Annotated in this window: 21 protein-coding genes; 9 read left to right on the forward strand and 12 right to left on the reverse strand. The window is 67.6% G+C overall.

The features are described from left to right. Nucleotides 1–152 precede the first annotated feature (152 nt). The 4 genes from ACIA75_RS27310 to ACIA75_RS27325 all read left to right on the forward strand — a co-directional run bounded on the left by ACIA75_RS27310 (nucleotide 153) and on the right by ACIA75_RS27325 (nucleotide 4,900). Nucleotides 153–1,040, forward strand: a complete 888-nt coding sequence (locus ACIA75_RS27310; protein WP_397108858.1) for a TetR family transcriptional regulator — start codon at nucleotides 153–155, stop codon at nucleotides 1,038–1,040. A gap of 201 nt (nucleotides 1,041–1,241) precedes the next feature. Then, the gene (locus ACIA75_RS27315) at nucleotides 1,242–3,185 is read left to right on the forward strand and encodes a glycosyltransferase family 39 protein (protein ID WP_397108860.1); all 1,944 of its coding nucleotides are present in this window, start codon (nucleotides 1,242–1,244) and stop codon (nucleotides 3,183–3,185) included. Between the two features lie 681 nt (nucleotides 3,186–3,866). Next, nucleotides 3,867–4,403: a universal stress protein gene (locus tag ACIA75_RS27320; protein ID WP_397108862.1), complete on the forward strand. Its 537-nt coding sequence runs from the start codon at nucleotides 3,867–3,869 to the stop codon at nucleotides 4,401–4,403. A 233-nt stretch (nucleotides 4,404–4,636) separates the two neighbouring features. After that, the gene (locus ACIA75_RS27325; protein ID WP_397108864.1) at nucleotides 4,637–4,900 is read left to right on the forward strand and encodes an SHOCT domain-containing protein; all 264 of its coding nucleotides are present in this window, start codon (nucleotides 4,637–4,639) and stop codon (nucleotides 4,898–4,900) included. Between the two features lie 162 nt (nucleotides 4,901–5,062). Here ACIA75_RS27325 and ACIA75_RS27330 read toward each other — a convergent pair whose 3' ends face one another. From ACIA75_RS27330 to ACIA75_RS27345, 4 genes are all read right to left on the reverse strand, one after another. Further along, nucleotides 5,063–5,485: a DUF302 domain-containing protein gene (locus ACIA75_RS27330; protein ID WP_397108866.1), complete on the reverse strand. Its 423-nt coding sequence runs from the start codon at nucleotides 5,483–5,485 to the stop codon at nucleotides 5,063–5,065. 4 nt (nucleotides 5,486–5,489) lie between these two features. Beyond that, nucleotides 5,490–5,774 (reverse strand): DUF2892 domain-containing protein, encoded by a 285-nt coding sequence (locus ACIA75_RS27335; RefSeq protein ID WP_397108868.1) that lies wholly within the window; start codon nucleotides 5,772–5,774, stop codon nucleotides 5,490–5,492. Nucleotides 5,775–5,817: 43 nt separating this feature from the next. Further along, nucleotides 5,818–6,084 carry a metal-sensitive transcriptional regulator gene (locus ACIA75_RS27340; protein ID WP_397108870.1) on the reverse strand — a complete coding sequence of 89 codons (267 nt, stop codon included), beginning with the start codon at nucleotides 6,082–6,084 and terminating at the stop codon, nucleotides 5,818–5,820. Between the two features lie 86 nt (nucleotides 6,085–6,170). After that, the gene (locus tag ACIA75_RS27345) at nucleotides 6,171–8,315 is read right to left on the reverse strand and encodes an MMPL family transporter (protein WP_397109124.1); all 2,145 of its coding nucleotides are present in this window, start codon (nucleotides 8,313–8,315) and stop codon (nucleotides 6,171–6,173) included. A 204-nt stretch (nucleotides 8,316–8,519) separates the two neighbouring features. Between ACIA75_RS27345 and ACIA75_RS27350 the strand changes: the two genes are divergently transcribed. Further along, on the forward strand, nucleotides 8,520–9,128 hold the full coding sequence (locus tag ACIA75_RS27350) for a disulfide bond formation protein DsbA (RefSeq protein ID WP_397108872.1): 609 nt from the start codon (nucleotides 8,520–8,522) through the stop codon (nucleotides 9,126–9,128). Here the strand turns inward: ACIA75_RS27350 and ACIA75_RS27355 are convergent. Together ACIA75_RS27355 and ACIA75_RS27360 are read right to left on the reverse strand one after the other, a co-directional pair. Further along, nucleotides 9,086–10,501: a wax ester/triacylglycerol synthase family O-acyltransferase gene (locus ACIA75_RS27355; protein WP_397108874.1), complete on the reverse strand. Its 1,416-nt coding sequence runs from the start codon at nucleotides 10,499–10,501 to the stop codon at nucleotides 9,086–9,088. The genes ACIA75_RS27350 and ACIA75_RS27355 overlap by 43 nt on opposite strands. Nucleotides 10,502–10,589: 88 nt before the next feature. Continuing rightward, nucleotides 10,590–11,972, reverse strand: a complete 1,383-nt coding sequence (locus tag ACIA75_RS27360; protein WP_397108876.1) for a wax ester/triacylglycerol synthase domain-containing protein — start codon at nucleotides 11,970–11,972, stop codon at nucleotides 10,590–10,592. A 248-nt stretch (nucleotides 11,973–12,220) separates the two neighbouring features. Here ACIA75_RS27360 and ACIA75_RS27365 point away from each other — a divergent pair, with 248 nt between their 5' ends. Further along, nucleotides 12,221–13,147, forward strand: a complete 927-nt coding sequence (locus tag ACIA75_RS27365) for a universal stress protein (protein ID WP_397108878.1) — start codon at nucleotides 12,221–12,223, stop codon at nucleotides 13,145–13,147. A gap of 39 nt (nucleotides 13,148–13,186) precedes the next feature. Here ACIA75_RS27365 and ACIA75_RS27370 read toward each other — a convergent pair whose 3' ends face one another. From ACIA75_RS27370 to ACIA75_RS27385, 4 genes are all read right to left on the reverse strand, one after another. After that, nucleotides 13,187–14,098 carry a universal stress protein gene (locus ACIA75_RS27370; protein WP_397108880.1) on the reverse strand — a complete coding sequence of 304 codons (912 nt, stop codon included), beginning with the start codon at nucleotides 14,096–14,098 and terminating at the stop codon, nucleotides 13,187–13,189. Between the two features lie 17 nt (nucleotides 14,099–14,115). Continuing rightward, nucleotides 14,116–15,003 (reverse strand): universal stress protein, encoded by an 888-nt coding sequence (locus ACIA75_RS27375; RefSeq protein WP_397108882.1) that lies wholly within the window; start codon nucleotides 15,001–15,003, stop codon nucleotides 14,116–14,118. Nucleotides 15,004–15,060: 57 nt separating this feature from the next. Further along, on the reverse strand, nucleotides 15,061–16,038 hold the full coding sequence (locus ACIA75_RS27380; RefSeq protein ID WP_397108884.1) for an Acg family FMN-binding oxidoreductase: 978 nt from the start codon (nucleotides 16,036–16,038) through the stop codon (nucleotides 15,061–15,063). Nucleotides 16,039–16,108: 70 nt separating this feature from the next. Continuing rightward, nucleotides 16,109–16,858 (reverse strand): SDR family NAD(P)-dependent oxidoreductase, encoded by a 750-nt coding sequence (locus ACIA75_RS27385; RefSeq protein ID WP_397108886.1) that lies wholly within the window; start codon nucleotides 16,856–16,858, stop codon nucleotides 16,109–16,111. A 340-nt stretch (nucleotides 16,859–17,198) separates the two neighbouring features. On the opposite strand from ACIA75_RS27385, the gene ACIA75_RS27390 reads away from it, so the two are divergent. Further along, nucleotides 17,199–17,651 (forward strand): CBS domain-containing protein, encoded by a 453-nt coding sequence (locus ACIA75_RS27390; RefSeq protein WP_397108888.1) that lies wholly within the window; start codon nucleotides 17,199–17,201, stop codon nucleotides 17,649–17,651. Nucleotides 17,652–17,664: 13 nt separating this feature from the next. On the opposite strand, the gene ACIA75_RS27395 is transcribed toward ACIA75_RS27390, so the two are convergent. Beyond that, a complete protein-coding gene (locus ACIA75_RS27395; RefSeq protein ID WP_397108890.1) occupies nucleotides 17,665–19,197 on the reverse strand; it encodes an AAA family ATPase in 1,533 nt (510 codons plus the stop codon). Continuing rightward, complete coding sequence (ppsA, locus tag ACIA75_RS27400; RefSeq protein ID WP_397108892.1) at nucleotides 19,194–21,494, reverse strand: phosphoenolpyruvate synthase; 2,301 nt, start codon at nucleotides 21,492–21,494, stop codon at nucleotides 19,194–19,196. Before ppsA ends, ACIA75_RS27395 begins: the two co-directional genes overlap by 4 nt. Before the next feature lie 340 nt (nucleotides 21,495–21,834). On the opposite strand from ppsA, the gene ACIA75_RS27405 reads away from it, so the two are divergent. After that, nucleotides 21,835–22,788, forward strand: a complete 954-nt coding sequence (locus ACIA75_RS27405; protein WP_397108894.1) for a 1-phosphofructokinase family hexose kinase — start codon at nucleotides 21,835–21,837, stop codon at nucleotides 22,786–22,788. 111 nt (nucleotides 22,789–22,899) lie between these two features. After that, the gene (locus tag ACIA75_RS27410; RefSeq protein ID WP_397108896.1) at nucleotides 22,900–23,628 is read left to right on the forward strand and encodes a hypothetical protein; all 729 of its coding nucleotides are present in this window, start codon (nucleotides 22,900–22,902) and stop codon (nucleotides 23,626–23,628) included. Nucleotides 23,629–23,649: the final 21 nt, after the last annotated feature.

Genomic DNA, 23,649 nt, shown 5'->3' on the forward strand with positions numbered 1-23,649 from the left:
CTCCTCCATCCAGTATGCCGAACGAACGCTCGGCTGTTCACTCACACGCAGAGTTACATGCGGCAATAATCCCTGTCAAATCACCATTGGTGACTCACAAGCTGTGTTCAGATATCCTGAACACCATGCAGGTTTCCGGCCATGAACACACAGTGGGCACACGCACGCGGCAAGCCCGGATCGCCGCCGGTCTATCGCTGCGCGCGGCGGCGAAGAGCCTCGCCGTCAGCCCCGCCACGCTCAGCGCCATCGAGCACGGCAAGACCGGTGTTTCCATCCCCCGGGTGCAGGAGCTGGCCGCTCTTCTCGGCACCACAGTGTCCTGGCTCATCGGCGAGCACGATGCGCCCGCAACCAGCGGTCCACGACCGGAGGTCCGCCACGACACCGGCCCCGGTCCGGACAGCGATCCGCGCCGAGCCTGGCGCGAATTCCCACCGCTGGACATCGACCCCGTACTCGCCGCCGCCATCGACTCGTTCGTCGAGACCGGGTACCACGGCGCCACCATGCGATCCATCGCCCGCCGCGCCGGTATGAGCGTGCCCGGCGTCTATCACCACTACCACGACAAGCAACAACTTCTGCTCCGCGCGCTCGACCTCACCATGGACGAACTGCACTGGCGAGTACGCGCGGCCCGGCACGAGGTGGGCCCCGGCCCTGCCCGCGTAGCCCGTGTCGTCGAAGCGCTCGCCCTCTTCCACACCCACCGCCGCAAACTCGCCTTCATCGGCGCCAGCGAAATGCGCAGTCTCACCGCGGAAAACCGGCTCCGGATCACCGCCTCCCGCGACAAACTCCAGTACCTCCTCGACGAGGACATCGACGCCGCGGTCCGCGAGGGAAATCCGATCACCGGCCGCGAAAGGATCGCCGGCCGCGCCATCGCCACGATGTGCACCTCGCTGCCACAGTGGTTCCGCCTCGACGGTCCTGCGACACCCGAACAAATCGCCACCGATTATGCCGATTTCGCTCTCTGCCTACTCGGCCTGCAGGACCGTTCGTCCCCAGACCCGATCAGTGATCCGCCCTGAGAATCGCGAACCGCCAGCCGAGTTCGTAGTCAATGGTGACGAGCGCTCGCGCAACGCCGTCTCTGCGAGCTACAAAGAGCCGATGCCCGGGATCATCCGGCGGCTCGTTTCCCTGCCAAGTCCTCGAGCGAGGCCTGGATTCACAGAAAGTTCCCAGCTCGGGCCCAGGGGCCGCGGATCATATTGAGCCACAGTGCTCGCATGACCGATACCGTAACTGCGCCGGATCCAGGATTCGGTGCACGAACCGACCCACAGCGCGACACGACCGGTGGGCACCGGCGGCGCGATCGATGGCAATGGACCGGCCTGGCCCTGTTGCTGCTCGGGACTGCCGCCACCTATGTGTGGAACCTGTCTGCGAACGGCTGGGCCAACCCCTTCTACGCCGCCGCGGTCGAGGCGGGAGCGACGTCGTGGAAGGCCCTTTTCTTCGGTTCGCTCGACGCGGCTAACGCCATCACCGTGGACAAGACACCGGTGTCGCTGTGGCCGATGGAACTGTCGGTGCGCCTCTTCGGCATGAACAGCTGGAGCATGCTGCTACCGCAGGTTCTTCTGGGAGTCGCCTCGGTGGCTCTGCTGTGGGCCACGGTACGGCGGCATTTCGGTCCTGGAGCGGGACTGCTGGCCGGACTGCTGCTGGCCGTGACACCGGTGGCGGCACTGATGTTCCGCTTCAACAATCCCGACGCGCTGCTGGTGTTCCTGATGCTCGCCGCGGTGTGGGCAATGAGCCGGGCACTCACCGACGGACGCTGGCGATGGCTGCTCTGGTGCGGCCTGTTCGTCGGCCTAGGTTTTCTCGCTAAACAGTTGCAAGTGCTGCTCGTACTGCCCGCGCTGGCGCTCACCTACCTCATCGCCGGGCCACCAGCGTTCGGTAAGCGCATCGCGCAGTTGTTCGCCGCGGGCGCTGCCATGGTAGCGGGCGCCGGCTGGTGGTTGCTGATCGCCCAGCTCTGGCCTGCCGACCGGCGACCGTACTTCGGTGGTTCACAACACAACTCGATCATCGAACTGACCCTGGGATACAACGGCCTCGAACGGCTCGGCGGCGGAGACGGCCCTGGCCCTGGCCCCGGCGGACCTGGCGGCCCGCCCCCGGCATTACCCAGTGGCCGAGGTCCTTTCACCGATAGCGGAATCGGCCGACTGTTCAGTACTGCTGTCGGCGGCCAGATCTCATGGTTCATCCCGGCCGCGTTGATCCTGGTAATCGCCGCACTCGCTGTGTGCGGGAGGTCGCGACGCACCGAACCGCGGCGGGCCGTGCTGATCATGTTCGGCCTGTGGGTGCTGCTAACCGGGATCGTCTTCAGTTTCATGAAGGGGATCTTCCACGAGTACTACACCGTAGCGCTGGCCCCCGCACTCGCCGGCACGCTCGCTGCTGCGTTGGCGCTGCTGTGGCCGGATCGCGACCGCTGGTGGATTCGTCTGTCACTGATCGCGGCCGTGGTGTCGACCGCGGTTACCGCGTGGACGGCATTATCCCGGACACCCGACTTCCTGCCGTGGCTGCGCTGGGCGGTCGCCGGCGCTGCAGTTCTCGGGGTAGCCGCCCTGGCCGCCGGACCACGGGGCAAACCGGCAGTGGTTGCGCTGGTGACTGTCCTGGTCACCGGGCTGGCCGGGCCGGTCGCCTACACAATCGAAACTGTTCTCATCCCACACACGGGCTCTGTACCACTCGCGGGCCCACATACCGAACGCTGGATACCCGGCCCTCCGGGCGCTACCGGTCCCGGCGGTCCGGGACCCCGGACCACAACCCTGCCCGGCGGACCCATGCCCGCCGCCGACGCCACAGTCGTGGCACTGCTCGACCGCGACGCCGATTCCTACACCTGGATCGCGGCAACCGTGGGATCGATGCAGCAGGGGACCTACCAGTTGGCAGCCGACGGACAGATCATGGCGATCGGCGGATTCGCCGGAGGCGATCCATCGCCGACACTCGAGCAGTTCCAGCGGTATGTCGCCGACCACGCGATCCACTACTTCATCGCCGGCGATTTCGGCGGCGTCCCCGGCTTCACCGAGGGCAACGAAGGAGCACAGATCACCAACTGGGTCACCGCGAACTTCACCAGCACCGATATCGCTGGAATCACCCTCTACGATCTCACCGCTCCGAAATGAGGACCACGGCGGTCACCGCGCTACCGGTGACCGCCCGCCAGGGCTCTGCGACAGGTCTGAATCCGAGGTTCCGACCTACATGTCTGCAAGCTGGTCGGACCAGGCGACCCCCAAGGGCTGTGGCGGCTCCACGGTGATCGGGACACATCAGCGTCACACCCCGGCCTGCTCAGCAGTCACAGTCACCGCCCGCGGCTGAGGTCATGTGCGGTGATGTCGAACGAGACCGGGGAGGCCGGCTACTGGGCCGACCACGGTCTCGAACATCGACTGGGCGTGCCCACACTCCCCGTGGCCGGCGCACCACGATGGCATGCTGGGTGGACCGGCGGGCACGAAGCTGCGGCGCGGCTCGCGACACGCACCCTCGTTCGTGACCGATGTCAGGCAGTGCGCCGGGCGACCATGCCCCACCACATCGCTGTCGAGAGAACAGCCAACGGATCGGCGAACGGCGTGGTGGCCTATCGGCAGGGTCTCGACCGGCCTGGCCGTCGGCGCACGATGACGACGGCATGGATCACGCTGACCGGCAGCGCCAGGCGGGTTCGAGCTGATCGTGGTTATCGGGTTCTGCGGCGGGTACACCACCGCAGCCGCCAACGCCTCGGCCATCCGTATCCCATTCTCGCCGCGGGCGGGGCCGGGACGGCGCCGACCGGAATCCGAAGGAAGGAACAGATGGCCGACGAAACCGGGAATTACTCTTTCTCCTCGGAGGCAGATCCGAGCCGGCGAACTCGTGTGCGCATCGATGGACCCTTCGACCCCGGCGCGGCACGCTGCCATCTGATCGTCGGCTTCGATCGGCACGCCGCCGGCCACGCTGCCTTGGGCTATGCGATCGACCTGGCCGCCAAGCTCGATGCCTTCCTGCATGTCGCGCACATCGTCGACACCGGCGACCTGCCGATCGACCCCGACTCTGCCTACTGGGAACAAACCATCACCGACACCCTCGAACAAGAACGCCGAGACGCCTGGACCTTGCTCGAACACGCGCCCGGCCCCTGGGCCTACTACAGCCGGCCCGGATGCCCCGCTCACCTGCTGACCGACCTCGCCGACACCCACGACGCCGAAATGATCATCATCGGCACTTCCCGCGGCGGGCTCGCCGCACTGCTACAACGGTTCACCGGCGAATCGGTGACGGCACAGCTGCTCCACCACGCTCAGCGTCCGATCCTGGTGGTTCCCGAGCCCAAAGCTCAATAGCGCGGTTCACGGTCCCTCGTGCAGCAGAGTGCAACGAACCGCGGCACGCGTCACCATCGGCGTCTGACGACGGACGTAGCCGATGCAGGGGTGGCAAGGCCACTCGCAGCACTGCCTTGTGCCCCGTGAGCTGGGGCCTTATGGACCTCCGGTGACCGACTCGAGGCACTGGCCGGACCGCGCGTGCCCGACAACGCTCGATGGCACAGGACGATTTCGACCAAGGAGCCTCGATGTACTGGTACGGGCATGGCATGAACGGCTGGGCTGTCGTCTTGATGGTCGTAGTGATGGTTTTGCTCACCGGGCTGATCACGGTTGCCGTCGTCGCGATCATTCGCACAGTGACGATCTCGCCGCGGTTCTGGGCAACGTCTTCACTGCCCGGAACGAATGCCGAGCATCTGCTCGCGGACCGATTTGCGCGCGGTGAGATCGACGACGAGGAGTACCGCCGACGCCTGCACACCTTGCGTACCGGCCCTCCCCCACATTGACCTCGCCACCGCACACACGGGCGACGCGCAGCGGGCGATGCCGATCCCGAGTGAATCGTCACCGGACCGTTTCACGCGCCGGATGTGTCGTTCAGCTGGGTGGCGGTTCTGCCCCACGGTCATCGGGCCTGGTCGACTATTGGATAAGAACGGTATGTCTTGTCAGTGCGGAGTTGCGTGCAGCGAGTCGATCGCAGCCCGAAGTTTTGTCGAAGCCTCGTCAGCGACGGCTCCCAGCGATGGTTCTCCGGTGACCTGAACCATGACGTTCGGGTTCATCGCTTCGACGAATACATCGGTGTCGTTTGCGGGATCACGGCGAACGATGACGTTGCACGGCAGCAGAAGCCCGATCTGGCGATCGATGTCGACGGCGCGGTGGGCCAGCGGTGGATTACACGCGCCGAGTATGAGGTAGTCCTCCATCTCGTGGCCGAGTTTGGCCTCGAGGGTGGCGCGCATATCGATTTCGGTGAGTATGCCGAACCCTTGCTCGGACAATGCTGCGCGCGTGCGTTGCACGGCGTCGTCGAAGGTGGTGGCCAGGGTCGTGGAAATCGCGAGTGCGGTAGTGGTGTCGGTCATCTGCTCAACTCCTGTTCCGGTGGGTGGCTGTGGCCGCGCGGATTCGAATGCGCAGGTTCGGGCAGGTGGTGGATCCCGCGGGGACGCCGAGACGTGTCATGATCAGGGTGGCCGGGCACCAGCCGACCCCGCTGTAGAGCAGCAGGTTCGCTCCGACGAGCATGGTCAGGACCAGCCACCACGGCGACAGCGCGGCCGCCAGGGCGGTACTCACCAGGACCAGGAATCCGGCAAGCAACGGGACCAGGCGGTCGATGGTCCATTCGTGGTGGCGTTCAAGGGTCGGCATTTGTTCGTCCGTCCTCTGCTGACGGTTCCTGGGCGCGCTGGGGTCAGGCCAGCGCGAGGAACAGTTTCTCCAGCTCGTCGACTGTCATCGGGTTGGTGTCCGTGGTCTCGCGATCGAGGCATTCGCGCAAACCGGTGGCGACGATCTTGAACCCGGCGCGATCCAGCGCGCGGGAAACGGCCGCTAGCTGGGTGACCACGTCTTTACAGTCGCGCCCGGCCTCGATCATCGCAATGACACCCGCGAGTTGTCCGTGGGCGCGGCGCAGCCGGTTGAGTACGGGAGCGATGGTGTTCTCGTCGCCGATCATGGTGTGCTTCTCCTTTTCACTTCCCCCACCCTGACTATACCCCCAGGGGTATTGCAACAGGGTGAGGTGGGGGAAGCACGCGCCGGTCAGTGGTGAGCGAAACTGATGCGCGGCAGGAGTCTGCGCAGCCAGCGAGGTGACCACCAGGCACCGTGGCCGGTCAGTCGCAGAATGACCGGAAGCAGCACCAACCGCACCACGAGAGCGTCGAGCAGGACTGCGACGCCGAGGATGATGCCCATCTCCTTCGGGGGCAGCGGCTGAGCCAGGGCGAAGGTGAAGAACACCGCGACCATGACCGCGGCCGCCGCGAAGATCACTCGCCCGGAGTGCGCCAGTCCGTCGATATGGGCGGCTTTCGGGTCCTCGGTGTTCTCGTAGTGTTCTTTCGCGGTGGCCAGCAGGAACACGGTGTAGTCCATGGCGATCGCGAAGATCATGGCGAAGAAGAACACCGGGCCCCACCCGTCGAGAAATCCCTGCGGGGTGAAGCCGAGCAGACTCGCGCCGTGACCGTCCTGGAAAATCAGTTTCGCCACACCGAACGCGGCGGCGGTCGACAGCAGACTGACCAGGGTGCCCAGCGCCGCGATGAGCGGAGCCTGCAACGCGACCAACAGCAGCACGAAACCGAGTACGAGGATCACCCCGACGATGATCGGCAGGTAGGAGTCGAGCGCCTGCTGCAGATCCAGGTTCTCCGCGGGAGCGCCACCGACAATCGCCTGGTCGGGTAGCCGTTCCCGCAGGTCGCCGAGGATTGTGCCCATGCGGTCGTCGGAAGGGTCGACCTCCGGCAGGGCCTGCAGCATCACCAGGTCCGATCCGTCACCGGCGGGCTGGGCGGGAGTGACCATCGCGACGCCGTCGGTAGTCGCGGCCAGGCGCCCGGCTTCGTCCGCGTCCTCGGCGGGGGCGATGATCTGCAGTGCTCCCGGTGCGCCGGGGCCCAGCTGCCGTTGCACGAGTTCGTATCCCTGGCGCACCGGGGCGTCCGACGGCACGACCTGGATCGAGGGCATCGCGACCTTCAACCCCAGCACCGGAATCGACAGCCCGATCAGCACCGCGAGCGCGGCGACCGCGAACGGCCACGGATGGTTGTGCAGTATCTCGCCCCATCTGGCGAAACGCGGGGACCGGTGCTGCTGCCTCTTCGCGTACGGGAGCGAACCCGCGTTGATCTTGGTACCGAGAACACCCAGTGTCGCGGGAAGCAACGTCAGGGTAGCGGCGAGTACGAACACCACCGCCAGCATGATGCCGACAGCCATCGTGCGTACCGCCGGAGCCGGAACGAGCAGCACCGCCGACAAACTCACCAGCACCGTGATACCCGACAACACAACGGCCTTGCCTGCGGTGTCCATGGTCTCGGCGACCGCCCGCCGGGTATCGGCGGTTCTGGTCAGCGCGTCCCGGAAGCGCGCGACGATGAACAGGGCGTAGTCGATCCCGAGCGCGAGGGCGAACATCATCGCAAAGTTCATCGCCCAGACCGAGATGGGCGTGATCTGGTTCAGCAGCACCAGCCCACCGGCGGAAGCCACCAGACCGGCGACGGTCAGCAGCAGCGGCAATCCCGCCGCGACCAGCGAACCGAACGCCAGCACCATGATCGCGAGCGTCACGGGCCAGGAGAAGAGTTCGGCCTTGATCATCGCGTCGTGATTGGCTTTGTTGAAATCACTCCAGAGCGCGGATGCGCCCGTCGGATAGACCTCCACTCCCCCGCCGGACAACGCCGTCAGGGCCGCCTTGTGGTCGTCGACCGCCCGGACCATGTCATCTGTGGATGCGTTCGCGCCTGCGATGAGGATCCCGGTGTGACCGTCGGGGCTGATCGTCATTCCCGGCTGCGGTGCGATCACGGGCCCGAACCGGTCGTCTCCGGCGAACACCTGAGCGACCTCGGCGATCACCCCGGCCATCACCGGACCGTCGACGGTCTCGGTGCCGGAATGCACGACCACCTGCACAGCGGCCGAGGAGTTCCCACCGAAATGCTGCTCGGCGACTTCACGTACCCGCACCGACTCCGACCCGTCGGCCTGCCAGCCCGCGCCCGCGAGCGAGGTGAACACACTGGGCGCAGCCGCGCCGAGTGCGATCAACACAACCAGCCACACCCCGAAAACCAGGCGCGCGCGCCCGGCCATGGTCGCACCCAGTCGCGCGAGCGGTCCGCCCGCCTGCGGGAGCGATGGTTGCGGGGCGACCGCGGTCACCATGCGCGTCGCCGCACCGGCTTCTCGGTTCTCGGTTTCTTCGCTCATCGGCACCTACCTCCATCGATATACCCCCCGGGGTATACATCGCGACCGACTATACCCCAGGGGGTATATTGAAGTCATCGGGCTCCTCGAGCGTCACACTGCGCGGAAGCATCGAACGAGCTGTCCCGGCCCGCGAGCCGCACTGAAGGAGGAACGACCATGATCGCGATCGATCTGTATCTGGACCCGGTGTGCCCGTTCGCTTGGGTGACCTCGAGCTGGCTACTCGACAGTGCGGCGAGCACACACCAGGTCACCCTGCGGCAGATGAGCCTGGCGGTGCTGAACGAAGGCAACGATGTCGAAACCGGCCACCGGCCGATGCTCGAGCGCTCGCGCCGAGTCGGCAGAATATTCGCCGCGGCGGCCGAAAGATACGACGAGGCCGTTTTCGCCACGCTCTACCGGGAATTCGGGTTACAGCTCCACCTGAAAGGCCGGCCGGCGGAAGCCGCATCGATCAATGCATTGTCCTGCGCCGGACTCGATCCGGCGTTGACCGGCGCACTCGACGACGCGGCCTTCGATCCTGCGGTGGCCCGCGCTCATCGAGCGAGTCAGGACGCGCTCGGTGGCCCGGGCGGCAGCCCGATCATCTCGATCGCCGGGCGCGGGTTCGCCGGGCCGGTCCTCACCGCGCCGCCGCCCCCTGACCGTGGCCGCGCCCTGCTCGAGGCTCTCCTCACCACAGCCACAGTCCCGGAATTCGCTGCACTCCAACGCCCCTACCAGGGACCCCCGTCCTTCTCCCCCGCCGAAGACCGGTGAGTCGCCGACCGGTTCTTTCCCGCTCGATCCGGCCGCCGAGAGAAATCGCCACCACGGCCGGCACGGCCGGCGAGTTCACCGACGGCGTGTCGGATCCCGTCCGCCAGCACGTCGATATCGGGGGCCGTATCGTAATCACCGGTGATTCCGAACACCAGGTGATCGTGGTAGCTGAGAATCGCGATCGCGGTCCGCAAGCGCATCGCGATCGGCACGGCGGGCACCAGTTCCAGCACTCTATGTCCTTGAAGAGTGAGCTCGTGCCGCGGTCCGGGCACATTGGTCGCCAGCGCGGCGATACCGCGCTGCGGAAACCGCGTGGCGAGCCGCAGCGTCCACGCCACCGCGGCGAACGGAAGCCATTGCGCCAAACCCAGAATCGTATGCTCCGCGCCCGCCGCACCGCCGGATTTCTGGGCCTGCATGGTCGTGTGGATGACGCGGAGGCGGTCGACAGCGTCGGTCCGGTCGATCGGCAAGTACGGCAGAACCGCCGAGACCCGGTTGTCCAGGACGTATTTCGCGTGCTCGGCCCGCATGGACACCGGCACCAGTATGCGCAGTCCGTGCGCGATCGGTGTCTCCTCGCGCCTCAGTAACAAATCCCGGTAACCCGCGGTGATCGCGGCGAGGACCACGTCGTTGACAGTGACCCGGTATTTCGCGGCGATATCGGCGACCATCGGCAGCGACACCCGCACCGCGGTATACCGACGCCGATGCCCGATCGGCCCGTTGAGCGAGGACACCGGACCCGGTTCGACTACAGCCGCACCGATTGGAACCAGACGGCGAACCGTATCGAAAGCGATTCCCGGCACCGACACCGGAAGCTTCAGCAAGGACGAGAGTTTCGGCGGCCGGTGCGCAGGACGCGCAGGCACTCGCTTGCCGGCACCCGCCGGCGCGGGATCGCAGAGGTTTGCGAAAACCGCCACGCCGGAGATTCCGTCCACCAGGCTGTGGTGTGCCTTCAGGACCAGTGCCCAGCGGTTCTCCGCGAGCCCCTCCACCACGACGCACTGCCACAGCGGGTGGTCACGGTCGAGACGCTCCTCGATTTCGGTGGCCACCAACTCCCACAGCGTCTTCTCGTCGCCGGGTCGTGGCAGAGCCGTCCAGCGAATATGGTGGGCGAGGTCGAAGGCAGGGTCGTCCTCCCACTGCGGGGCGGTCACATCGAGTGGGGCGCGGTGTACTCGCTGCTTCAGCCGGGGCATCCCGTCGAGTCGCCGCCCCAGCGCCACAGTGAAAGCGGCGCGTGGAGGCGGCGGACCGTCGAGGATCGCGACAACCGCGATACCGAGGCTGATCCGCCTATCGGCGTCCTCCAATTCGATGAAACCGGTATCTAGTGCCCGGAGCTCGGTCATGACGCACTCCTGTCACGTTGAAATCGCCGCGCCGTCGGCACGCCGCCGGTAGCCGGGACACAGACATCCGATCGCGCGGTCACCGTCCTCACCTGGCAGCGGTATCCACGCCGGAACCGAGTGCCAGCACGGCGCGGAACCCGGAATCGAGGCAGGCGGTGAATTCCGGCAGATCCGGCACCGCCGCCGTATCGGCATTGATTCCCACACAACATGTTCCGAGGTAGGAGATCAGTGTCGCGTTGAAGGCGGTGCCGATCGTCGGACCGAACGCATGCATGCTCTCGACCTCGGCACCCGCGAGATAGAGCGGGACCGGTGAGCCCGGTACATCGGAGGCGACGAAGTCGACATGCTTCAGCATCTGCGCCAGCGCACCGCTGGGCAGGCGGTTGAATACTGCGGCCACCGCGTTGGACAGCGGAATGGCGGGTTCACGACGCCAGCGGTCGACAAGACCGTGCACCAGCCACATCAGGTCCAATACCTCGTCGGTATGGACGGGAATACCGAATCTGGCCAGGGTGATCCGGTTTCCGCCGATCGGATCGTCGTCGGCGCGAATACTGATCGGGACCGTCACCCGCAATTGGTCTATCGGCGCGTCGTATCGAGCGTGGTAAGTACGCAATCCCAGCAGCAGGGCGGTCAGGAAGGCATCGTTGACGGTACATCCGGCCGCGAGTGCGGATTCGGTCAACGGTTCGAGGGGTACTTCGAGTACCGTCAACCGCCGGCTGAGGCTGCGTTCGGTCATCACCGGAGACATCGTGGTGACCACGGGACGGGTCAGGCGCGCGAGGGAGGAGGCGAGGGCCGCGCCGCCACGCGCGGCCGCGACCGGGTTCCACGCCGCTCGTCCGATCGTCGCCATCGCAGATACTCCGCCGCGCACCAGCCCGTACCCGGTCGACCAGTTCCACGCCAGCGTATCGACGACCCGTCCGGCGCTGGATCCGTTGAGTCCGCGGACCGGTCCGCGTTCTGTCCCCTCTCGGGTGACGTCCAGTATCTGTCCGGCGATCTCCATACCGCCGACCCCGTCGGTCAAGCTGTGGTGCACCTTGAGAACAGCCGCCGTCCGGCCTTCGGGCAAACCGGTCAACAGGGTCAATGTCCACAATGGGCGGGCCGGGTCGAATGCCGTCATCACCTCGTTCCGGGCGAACTCGAGCACATCAGACCGGTCCGCCGCCCCCGGCAGCGCGGCGCGGCGAAGATGCCAGGACAGATCGAAATCAGGGTCCCGTTCCCAGCGGGGCGGCGCGAGACCCAGTGGCACCGTGGACAGGATGTGCCGGAACCGCGGGACCACCCGGGTCCCCCGGTCCACTACCCGCAGCACCCTGTCCCACTGCGGTTCCGTGTCGAGAACGAGCACCGAGACGATGGTCGAACGGAGCACGGGATCCTGTTCCATGCTCCAGGTGAACAGGTCCGACTGGGTCATATGGGAGGTACCGGAACCCATCCTCGGCTGCTTTCGTCGTCGTGGGCGATCGGTAAGAACGCTGTCATCCCCACTGTTCCCCCGCCGTCCGATCCAGAGCAGAGGCGAAGGTCACCGATCTCCGGAGCCGGAACCACCGGGCCGGGTTGCCCGGCGGACCGGTATCGCCTTTCGGCCCTCGGGTTCATGACAAACGACAGGCGTGCGGGGCGGCGACGGGCTTCTACGCTACGAATACTGCGCCGCGTCGAGCCGAAGGGACCCACGACATGGCGACCCACCGGATCGACCGACCACACAATCTGGCCTCCGCCGAGGTCATGGTGGGCACCGACGGTTCCGCCGCCTCCCATCGGGCAGTGCGCTGGGCCGCGGAAACCGCTGCCCAGCGTGGCCGGACCCTCCGCATCGTGCACGGGCTCGATCTCACCGCCGCCGCGGCCGCCCTGGGATCCTACGACGTACTGGCTCCCGGCGTGATCGACAACATCCGCCGCTGCGGAGCCGAGCACCTCGCCTCGGCGGCGCACCTGGCCAGGGCAGTCGCCCCCGGCCTCCGGATCCGCACCGAGGTCTGCGAGGCAGAACCCGCACGATTGCTCATCGCGCGATCGGCCGACGCGCATATGGTCGTTCTCGGCGCGGCCGGCGATATCGGCACGTTCGCCCACCTCGGATCCACCCTGCTCGCGGTCGTCGCCCACGGCCACGGCGCGGTCGTAGTGGTCCGGCATCGCGGAGCCGACCTCCGGCCCGGCGGCGGATACCCCGTGGTGGTGGGTATGGACGGCAGCCCCCGGAGCCAGGCCGCCGTCGCGGCCGCATTCCATGAAGCATCGGAGCGCAAGACCCGGCTGGTGGCGGTGCACACCTGGTGCGACCAGCGCTTCGACCGCTTTGCCGGATACCCGAATACGATCACGGACCCAGAAGTCGCGGCCGCCGCACAGACCCTGCTGTCCGAGCAATTGGCAGGCTGGCAGGAGAAGTATCCGGATGTCCCCGTCCTCCGCAAGGTCTACCCCGCCGGACCGATCCACCAGCTGATGGAGTGGTCGAAGCTGGCGCAGCTGGTGGTCGTCGGCAACCGAGGACGCGGCGGATTCCGGGGCCTGTTGCTGGGATCCACCGGCAATGCCCTCGTCCAGCACGCGCACTGCCCGGTCATGGTCGCCCATACCGAACTGCACCGCTGATCACTGCTCGCGGCCGGCGAACCGTCCCGCGCCTCCGGCTCATTGTGTGTCCCGCGCGCGGACGATGATCATCGGAGTGTCCACGGCGTGCAGCAACGCGTTACTCGTCGATCCGAGCAGCATGCTCGTGAATCCGCCGCGCCCGTGGCTGCCCACGACGACCAGTTGCGCGTCGTCCGAGGCGTCGAGCAGCGAGCGCACCGGCCGGTCAGCGGTCACGATCCGCGTGACGGGGACGTCCGGATACCGCTCGCCATACCCGGCGAGGTTCTCGGCCAGCTCCGCCTCCGCCGATCCCCGGGCGCTGTCCCAGTTCCGGACCGGGATATCGAGTCCGCTGGTATCGCTCCAGGCGTGCAGCGCAGTCAATCCGACCGTACGGCGCGCCGCCTCGTCGAAGGCGAGTTCCACCGCCGCGACGCTGTTGCCGGTGCCGTCGACGCCCACCAGCACCGGCCGGCCGGCCGACACCACGTCCAGTGGTGTGTCGGCGTGGATCACCGCGACCGGGCAGTGCGCGTGGCGGGTGACCGCCGTACTCACCGATCCGAGCAGGCCCCGCTGGAAGGCGCCCAGGCCACGGCTGCCGACCACCAGCATCCGCGCCGTGGACGATTGCGCGATGAGCGCGGGCGTGATGAGCAGATCGGTCGCCTCGGTGGTGACGGCGGGTTCGCCGCCCGGTGTCGCTGTCCGGGCCACGCGCGCCGCCTCGGTGAGGATTCGCTCGCCCTCATCCCGCATCCAGCGCAGATCGTCTTCGGTCGCGATCGCATCGGGTCCGAAGCCGGACGGTATCGCCCACGAATTGACGAGGTGCAACCCGCAGCCGTGCAAACCTGCTTCGACAGCGGCCCAGGCAACCGCCCGGTAGGAACTCGGTGAGCCGTCCGCGGCCGCGACTATCACCGGCTCGGAGTGTGCCTTCGGACCGGATCCGTGGTCTGCCATGGCTTTCCCTTTCCCTGTCAATTCCTCATGGGCCGACCGTGCACGACCATGAGCGGGCATTCCGCCGCGTACAGCAGCGTGACCGTGGTCGCTCCCAAGACGGTGCCCGGGACTCCGCCCCGTCCGCGGCGACCCACAACCAGCAGCTGGGACCACGCCGATTCGACGGTCAGCGTCCGCGCGGGGGCATCGGTCCGGACAACCCTTTCGACCTCCACCTGGGGATACCGCCGGGCGGGACCGGCCATCCACCCGCCGAGCAGAGCTTCGTCGGTGGGACGCCTGTCGGCGGGAATCTCGATTCCGCTGGTATCGCTCCAGGCGTGCACAGCTACCAACCCCACCCGGCGACGCGACGCCTCGGCGAAAGCCGTCTCCAGCGCGACCAAGCTGTGCGGGCTGCCGTCCACCCCGACAGCGACCGGTTTCGTCCGTGAGACCGGGTCGGTGCCGGACTGCCCGGATACGACTGCGACCGGGCACTGCGCGTGCGCTGTCACCGCGGAGCTGAGCGAACCGATAACCGTCGGGGCCACCCCACCGCGGCCGCGCCGGCCGACGGCCAGCATCGCCGCGCTTGCCGAGCGGTCCAGCAGGGTCGGAGTGATCAGTTCGAAGGTCACCTCGGTCGTGATCGGCACCGAATCGCCGGCCGTCGCGCGAGCTGCTCGTACCGCTTCGTCCAGTACCCACTCCCCGTTTGCCCGCAGCCACTCGATCTCCGCCTCGGCCGGCACCGATGCCCCCGAGCGCGGCGGCAGTGCACACGAAGTCAGTAACTGCAGCGTCTGCCCCCGCAGCCGGGCTTCCAGTCCGGCCCATGCCGCGGCACGCAGCGACGGTAGCGAGCCGTCGACGCCCACCACGATGGGTGTGCCGGTCTCCTCGGCCGGGGGCTCTGCCATCGGTTGCTCCATCCTGGGCCGGCCGCGCGTCATCGTCTTCACCCACCGACGAGCGATCTAGCGCAGGGGCCCGATCACCTCGTCGAGCGGGCGGCGCGGTGAGACCGGGATATCGTCCGCGCCCGCCGGCGCCGAGCCGATCCGGACGACCAGCTGCGGATAGCCGATGTCCTCGAGAACCCGGCCGCGCACCATCTCCCGGGTATCGGGCAGTTCGAAGGGTTCGGTCATCGGGCAGGTCGCCATGCCGAGCATCGTGGCCGTCAGCAGCACAGCGCTGCCCGCTTCCCCGGCCCGCAGCCGGGACAGGCGATCGTCGGAATCGGTATGGATCAACAGGAGGCTGCCGCCTTCGGTCATCTCCCGGACGCCGGATTCGCGCAGTGTGGCGCCCGCGAACTCGCGCGTGAGCGGATCCGCGGCCACGGGCACGGCATTGCGCGCGGGCACACCGTCCGGTGCGGCGTGATGGCCGCTCCACATCGAGAGTTCGGCCCGGTAGTCGGGGTCGGTCCGGTGCTTTTCGGCCGCCCGGGCGAAGGCCGCCACCAGAACCGGACGGTCCGCGTCGGCGGTGATCTCACGGATATCGGCCCCCTGCTCGGTGGCCGCGGCCGCGAGCGTGGCGAGATCACCGGCCGGGGTCTCCCGGGCCGAAACCCGGCGCCGGTCGGTATGTCTGCGGTTTATCGCACGCGCCAGCTCTTCGTCGTCCGCGGTCGGAGTCGCGCGGGCGAATTCGATCGCCGCGAGGTGCGCCGGGTCCGCGGGGTTCGGGAGCCGGTGGACGATGGTTCGCCACCCCATGGATCTGGCCGCGACGCGGAAATGGTGCAATGCCACTCCACAGCTGAGGATCTCGTCGCGTCCGTCGGGGTCGGTATGCGGCAGCCGCCGGCTGTCGTCGGCATACAGGTGAACGGTTCGATCTCCGACCCGCCACTGCCACGGTTGGGTGTTGTGCACCGAGGGTGCCCGGACGGCCAGCGCCAGGGCGGCACGAACGGCCTCGGTGTCCGGATGAATCCCGGCCATGATGGGTCCTCGCTCTCGGATCGGCGTCTTGTCGCGGCAGTTCCGGTCGTTGCGGATGGCACCGCCTCGGTCACGACGGTGCGGGAAGGTTCAGGACCTGTCCCGCGGTGGCGCCACCGTCCAGGACGAATTCCGAACCAGTGGAGAAGGTCGCTTCGGTGATCAGGAAGCGGACCATCGCCGCCACCTCTTCCGGTTCGCCGAAACGCGGCAACGGCTGAGCCGCGGCAACCGATTCGTCCATCGCCTCGGTCATGGGGGTGTGAATGGGGCCGGGGTGCACCGAGCACACCCGGACACCGGCCCGGCCCAGTTCGAGGGCGGCGGCTTTGGTCAGCCCACGCAAACCCCATTTGCTGGCGACGTAGGCACCGAGTCCCGCATACCCCATCAATCCGGCCGTCGACGAAATGTTCAGGATGACTCCGCCGCCCGCCGCGCGAAGCCTGGGCGCCGCGTAGTGCATACCCAGCCAGGCGCCGTAGAGGTTCACATCGACGACATGACGGAAAGCCATCGGCGATTCCGTTTCGACCTCACCGAAATCGAGGATTCCGGCGTTGTTGACCAGGATCGCCAGCGGCCCGTACACGGCCTCGGCTTCGTCGAGAACCCGCCGCCAGTCCGCTTCGTCGGTGACATCGAGCCGTTGGAACAGCGCGTGAGGTCCCATCGACTCGGCGAGTGCTGTACCGGCGGGTTCGAGCAGGTCTCCGATGACGACATCGATATTGTCCTTGGCCAGGGCGCGGACGATGGCGGCACCGATACCTCGGGCGCCGCCGGTGACGAGCGCGCTGCGGCCGGTGAATGCACTCATCTCTGCACCTCTCGTCGCCGGATCCTCCGTCCTCAGCCTCCCGTTTTCGCACGCCCGCCGAGACAGTCGAAAGTCACCTGTCCTGGTGTCCTCCGGCAGCAGATGACGCCTCGCCGCCGGATCCGGCTCGGGCGGCCTGCTATCGGGACTCCCGTGCGCGGCGATCGGATTCCGCGGACGCCAGGTGCTCTGCCCATAACCGGTGCAGCGCCGTTGCGGAACCACCCATTCGGCTTCGACTACAGAAGACCTGCCGCAGAGTACTTAGTCCCCTGACGCCGCCCGATTCCGGCGGCGAGGATGGGCACATCACCGAGAATGTGACATCAGGGAGGCAACCATGACGACCGCGCAGGCTGTGATGCACGAAGAAGTGGCCCATATAGGGGTGCGTGACACGCTGGACGTCGCGGCGCAGCAGATGCGGCAACGCGGCATCGGCGCCCTGCCGATCTGCGACGGCGAAGGCAACCCGGTAGGCATCGTCACCGATCGCGATATCGTCGTGAACTGTGTCGCGCTGGGGCACAACCCCGCGACTGCCACCGCTGGTGAGTACGCCCAAGGGGATGAGCTGCACACAGTGGAGACCGGTACCGATATCGGCGAGGCTCTGGCACTGATGGAGCGCTACCAGATCCGCCGGCTCCCGGTCACCGACCACGGCCGGCTGGTGGGCATCATCACCGAAGCCGATCTGGCCCGGGAACTGCCGGAGCAGGAGGTCGGCGAGTTCGTCGAGGCGGTATGCGAACCGCACTTGCCCGCCCAGGCCGAAGCACCCACGGCATAGCTGTCGTCACCGCTCATGGGTTCGGGCCGCGGGTGACCGCAGTGGCCCGCACCGCAGCTCCGCTCATCGGCACTGCTGTCCGGTCCGCGCCGGCGAGATCGTCCCACACCCGGCAGGCCGCGGTCACCGACAACACCCGAGGCGCGTCGGTGTCGACATCCACCGCGTCCGGCCAGGGGTCCACGGTATCGGTCAAGGCGGTGGCAATCTGCGGGGTTGCCTCGGAGAGACTGTTCCCGCGGTGCCGGATCCGGTCGAGCGCCACGGTGGCCGGACAGACACAGCGTATCGACCCGATACGTGCGCCCGCGGCCGATGCGGCCGTCTCGGCGAGGTCTCGCCTTGCGGCGTCGAGCCAGCTGGCGTCGAGAATTACCGAGACGCCGGCACCGAGCAGCGTCTGCGCCCGGCGCACAAGCTCGGTGTAGACGCGGTCCTTGTTCACGAGAGAGTAGGCGCCCCGATCGTAGACGCCACTTTCGCCTGCGATATCGCCGGTGGACCGTAGCTCCCGGCGCAGCCCGTCGCTGGACAGCACTGCGGCCCCGGTCCGCGCCGCCAGTCCGGTGGCCAGCGTGGATTTGCCGGAGCCGGGCAGACCGCCGACGAGGACGAGTCGCACCGCCGACCGTCGCAGATGCCCCACCGCGATCCGGAGATGCCGATGCGCGCGGTCGACTGCGGTGGCATCGCCCTGCCCGGCACGGATCGCGTCGACCTTCGCACGGACCAGCGCACGGTAGGCGATGTAGTGGTCGGCCAAGGATTCCGGGGCGGTGTCGCCGGATCGTCGACGATATTCCCGCACAAGGCTTTCCGCCTGCCCGGGGTGGCCCAGGAACTCCAGGTCCATAGCGAGGAACGCGATATCGTCGAGGCAGTCCACGTAGCGCAGCCGATCGTCGAAATCCAGGCAGTCGAGGATCCGGAACCCGTCGGGCAGTTCGAAGATGTCCTCGGCGAGGAGATCGCCGTGGCCGTCGACGATCCGTCCCGCGGCGATGCGGGTCTCCAGTAGCGGCCGCCGGCCGGACAGGTACCGCTGCGCCAGTGTCCTGATCGTGTCGAGCACCTCCGGGTCGAGGACATCGACCCGCTGGTGCCGCATACTCGCCAGCAGGTCGTTCCACCGCTCCACCAGCGCCTCGACGGTGCCGGACAGGTCGATATCGGGTCCACGCGGGGCCGTGGCGTGGAAGGCCACCAGTAATTCCACCAGGCCCGGCAGGTCGGGAGATCCGCCCGAGGAGGTCTCGAGCCGGTTGGACAGCCGGGACTCCTCGGGCAGGCGGCGCATCACGATCACCGGTTCGTCCGGCCCACCGGTGGGGTCGGTGAGGTGGGCGACGCCCAAATAGATATCAGGGGCGAGCCGGCGATTCAGTTCGACCTCACGCGCGCAGGCCCGCTCTCGTAATTCCGTGGTGCCGAAGTCGAGGAAATCGGTCGTGATCGGTTTCTTGGTCTTGTAGGCCCGGTCCCCGCAGAGCACGACAACACCGGTGTGCGTTTCCCGCAGCTGCACGTATGTTCGCCCGGCGGTCATCGCGGACCGGTGGCCGCACGGGCGTGGTCGAGAAGTAACCGTCGCTCGGCGGCATCGATCGCCCGACGCGCGGCGGGAACCGCGTCGGGCGTGACCGATACGGAGGTGATCCCCATCCCGATCAGTTGCTCGATGAACTCCGGGTGACTGGACGGCGCCTGCCCGCACAGCGAGGAGGTGATCCCCAGGGCGCGGGCCGCGGACACGATATTCGCGATGGCGTCCAGCACAGCGGGGTCGGATTCGTCGAACAGCGGGGCACATTCTGCGGAGTCGCGGTCGACTCCCAGGGTCAGCTGGGTGAGATCGTTGCTGCCGATCGAGACTCCGTCGATACCCAGGCCGACGTATTCGGGGAGCCAGTAGCGGACCGAAGGGACTTCGGCCATCACCCAGCGATGCATGCCGCGCTGGTGGCGTAGCGGACCGGCGTCCACCAGTTCCAGGCACGCTTCGAGTTCCCACCGGGTCCGGACGAACGGAATCATCAAGTGCAGGTTGTGAGTTCGTTCCCGGACCTCGGCCAGCGCAGCGAGCTCCAGCTGGAACACCTCGGGATCCTGGGTGTAGCGGTAACAGCCGCGGTAGCCGATCATCGGATTGTGTTCGAGCGGCTCGTAGCGTTCCCCGCCGACGAGTGCCCGGAATTCGTTGCTGCGCAGATCGGTTGCGCGGTAGACCACCGGACGCGGGGCGAACGCGGTGGTGATATCGGTCAGGGCACCGACCATACGGTCGAGGAACGCGCGCTGCTCGCCACGAGCGATCACTTCGCGCGGATGCATATTGTCCAGCGCCCGGGTCAGCAGTATCTCGGCGCGCAGCAATCCCACGCCGTCGGTATCCGCGGCCGCGGCCCGCTGCGCGGCTTCGGGAAGGGCGATGTTCACATACAGCCTGGTCGCCGTGGGCGTGAGTGGCGCGTAGACGGTAGCGGCCCGATCGGCCGGCGCGGTGAGTACGGGAGCGCTGGTGGGCCTGCCCGCGCGGACCTCACCCGCCGAGCCGTCGACGGTGACCGTGTCACCGTCGGTGAGGGCGGTGGTGGCCGATCGTGCCCCGACCACGCAGGGCACACCGAGTTCACGGGCGACGATCGCCGCGTGACAGGTCATTCCGCCGCTATCGGTGACCACGGCGGCTGCCCGGTTGATGGTCGGCAGCCAATCCGGGTTGGTCATCGGGGCGACCAGGATCTCGCCCGGCTGGAGGGCGTCACCCTGGTCGGGGGAGGACAGTACGCGCACGGTTCCCCCGGCGGTGCCGGGCGCGGCGCCCAATCCGCGCACGAGCACCGTTGCCGGCGACAGGTCGGGGGAAGAAGCAGGTTGTGGTTCGCGCAGAGTGGTGATGGGACGGGCTTGTACGAGCCACAGTGAGTCTTCGTCGTAGACCCACTCGACATCTTGGGGCCGGCCGTCGTGATGCTGCTGTACCGCCATCGCGAGCTGGGCCACCTCGACGGCTTCGTGCTCGGTCAGGACCGGCGTCGCTTTGTCGTCGTCGGCGAGTTCGATGCGGCGGTCGCCGTCCGGTCCGGCGACGATGGCGAAATCCTGGTGGCCGGGCCGGTGTTCGAGTAGATGAGGCCCGGCGGTGTCGAGAATGTAGGTATCGGGACGGGTGGTCCCGGACACCACGACCTCACCCTGCCCGCGGGCCGCATCGATGACGATCCGGTCCCGGCGGCCGGTGGCCGGGTCCGCCGTGAACGCGACCCCGGCCCGGCGGGCGTCGGCCATCTGCTGCACCACCACAGCCATGGCCGGGGTTTGGTACATGCCCCGGCGGGCGCGATAGGTCAGGACCCGCGGAGTGAAAAGGGAGGCCCAGCAGTCGAACACCGCCTCGACAAGCTGATGTTCTCCGCGCACGTTGGTGCGGGTGAGGTTCATCCCGGCGAACGAGGACGTGGCGCTGTCCTCACCGACCGCTGAGGACCGGACAGCCACCCGCGGATCCTTGCCGAGGGCGTGGTAGGCGGCGAAAAGAGCGGATCTGGACGAGGAGTCGAGGGCGCAGGCGTGCACGAGTTCACGCATGCGCCGGCACAGAACGTCCACCCGGTCGGGGTCGACGGCTTCGGCGGCTCGCAGGGCTTCGGCGTGCAAGGAGGAGATTTCGGCGCCGTGCGCTCCCTGTCCGATCACCTGTTCGTAGCAGGAGCGCAGTACGACGAAACCCGGCGGTACCGGGAGGCCGACGGATACCAGTTCACCGAGGTTGGCGCCTTTACCACCGGCCTCGTCGGTATCGGCCAGGCGCAGTTGATCGAACGCCGCGACATAGGCACCCATCATCGGCTCCCTTCGTTGTCGGCGAGAGGACAAGCGGCTCCCCGCTCCATCCGCGCAGGAACTATGGGCGCGGGTGTCTGCGACTACATGGGTTCAGGGTGATCGATACGTGGTGTGCCGGATCAGAGGCATCGTGCCCGGGCCTCCGGGACCTACGACCTCTCTGATACAGCGCCGGGCGAGCGGAGTGGCCCCGGCGGGGCCGGGTCCAGGGATTTCGGTCCTTCCCGGCACCGATCCGGGTCCCTGCGATCGAGGACCCCCGCCCCTACACCAGAGAGCCGTTCGAGCGTGGAATCGGCGTATCCACACGCTCGACTCGACGCTTCAGGAGCCGCCTGTGCCGCAGATTGTCACCGTGACGATGAATCCGACGATCGACCTGTCCACCTGCACCGACCGGGTGCTGGCGACGGAGAAGATACGTTGCGCACAGCCGCGTATGGACCCGGGCGGCGGCGGCATCAACGTCGCGCGCACTGTTCTCGCGCTCGGTGAACCGGTGCTGGCCGTGCTACCCGCCGGCGGGCCGACCGGTGACGTGTTGCAGGGATTGCTGGAGCGTGCCGAGGTACCGCGACGGGTCATCTCGATCGGTGGATCGACACGGGAGAGCTTCGCGATCACCGAGAACAGGTCCGGGCGGCAGTTCCGTTTCGTCCTGCCCGGACCGACGCTGACCGGCCTCGAGTGGAACGACTGCCTCGACGCGGCGGTGCACGCCGCACGCTCCGCACACTATGTGGTGGCCAGCGGAAGTCTGCCCCCGGGCGTACCGGCCGACTTCTATCAGCTGCTGGCCGAGCGAGTCGCACAGTCCGGGTGCCGATTCGTCCTCGACACCTCCGGGGAAGCACTGCGCCGGGTTCGGCACAGCGTGTTCCTGATGAAACCGAGCGCGCGCGAACTCGCCGAATACACCGGCCGTGAACTACCCGACCGTGAGAGCCAGGTGACCGCGGCGCGCGAACTGATCGCCGCCGGCGTCAGCGAGTTCGTTGTGGTTTCGCTGGGAGCCGACGGGGCACTGGCAGTAGGCCCGGACTCGTGGGAGACCTTGCCCGCGACACCGGTTTCGATCGCCAGCGCGGTCGGTGCCGGAGACGCGATGGTCGCGGGCGCGACCGTGGGATTCGCCCGGGGGCTGTCCCGGACCGAAGCAATGCAACTGGGTATCGCGGCGGCCTCGGCCACCTTGGTGACCGCCGGAACCAACCCCGGCCACCCCGACGTCATCGGCCGACTTTTCGGTGCACCCACCACGGCCTCGGTACCGGCGGCACGGCACGCGTAGTCGGGACCAAGGACCGGATACCCGGGACCATCGGCCCTGACCTGTGCGGACCGGTGTGGATGGACTGGGGGTGTGACGAATCACTTCCACAAAGGGGCTCCTATGCGCTCGGTGTCGATATCCGTTGCCGCCGCGGTCACCGCGGCCGGAGCCCTGCTGCTGAGGCACCGAATGCTGTCCTGGGGCGCGACCGGCGAAGAGGTCTCGGCGAGCTATCCCGGCGACGACTTCGTCGGACGGCCGCGTTCACGATCGACCATGGCCACAACTCTTCCCGCTCCCCCGGCAGCGGTCTGGCCGTGGCTGGTTCAGATGGGCGCCGACCGAGCCGGTTGGTACAGCTGGGACCACTTGGACAACGCAGGCCGTCCCAGCACGTCCGAGGTCGTCGAGGAGTGGCAGGATCTGCGCACCGGCGATCGGATCCCAGCGACCGACGACGGCCGCTTCTTTTTCACCGTGGCCGCGGCCGAATACCCGTCGACCCTGGTGCTACGCAGCGATTTCACCCTTCCCGGTGGTCATCCGCTCGAACCCGCCGAACCCGACCCGCCCGCCTTCGCGCGCGGCGTATGGGGCTTTCACCTGCGCGAACTCCCCGATCACCGGACGCGACTGGTGGTCCGGACGGTCGGCCGGGACGCACCCCGGGCGCTCACCGCGGTGTTCGACACGCTGTTCGGCGAACCCGCTCACCTGATCATGCAGGCACGCCAGTTCCACAACCTGGCACGGCGGGTGCGATCCGCCGTGGCAAGTGACGCCGCGACGTCCGAGGCGGCACCGGACACCGACACGGAAACCCGGCCGCCCGCGCACACCGACCGATCGAAAAAGTGACTTTGGTACCGGGGCACGAGG

The organism is Nocardia sp. NPDC051750 (assembly GCF_044453135.1).
GTDB lineage: Bacteria > Actinomycetota > Actinomycetes > Mycobacteriales > Mycobacteriaceae > Nocardia.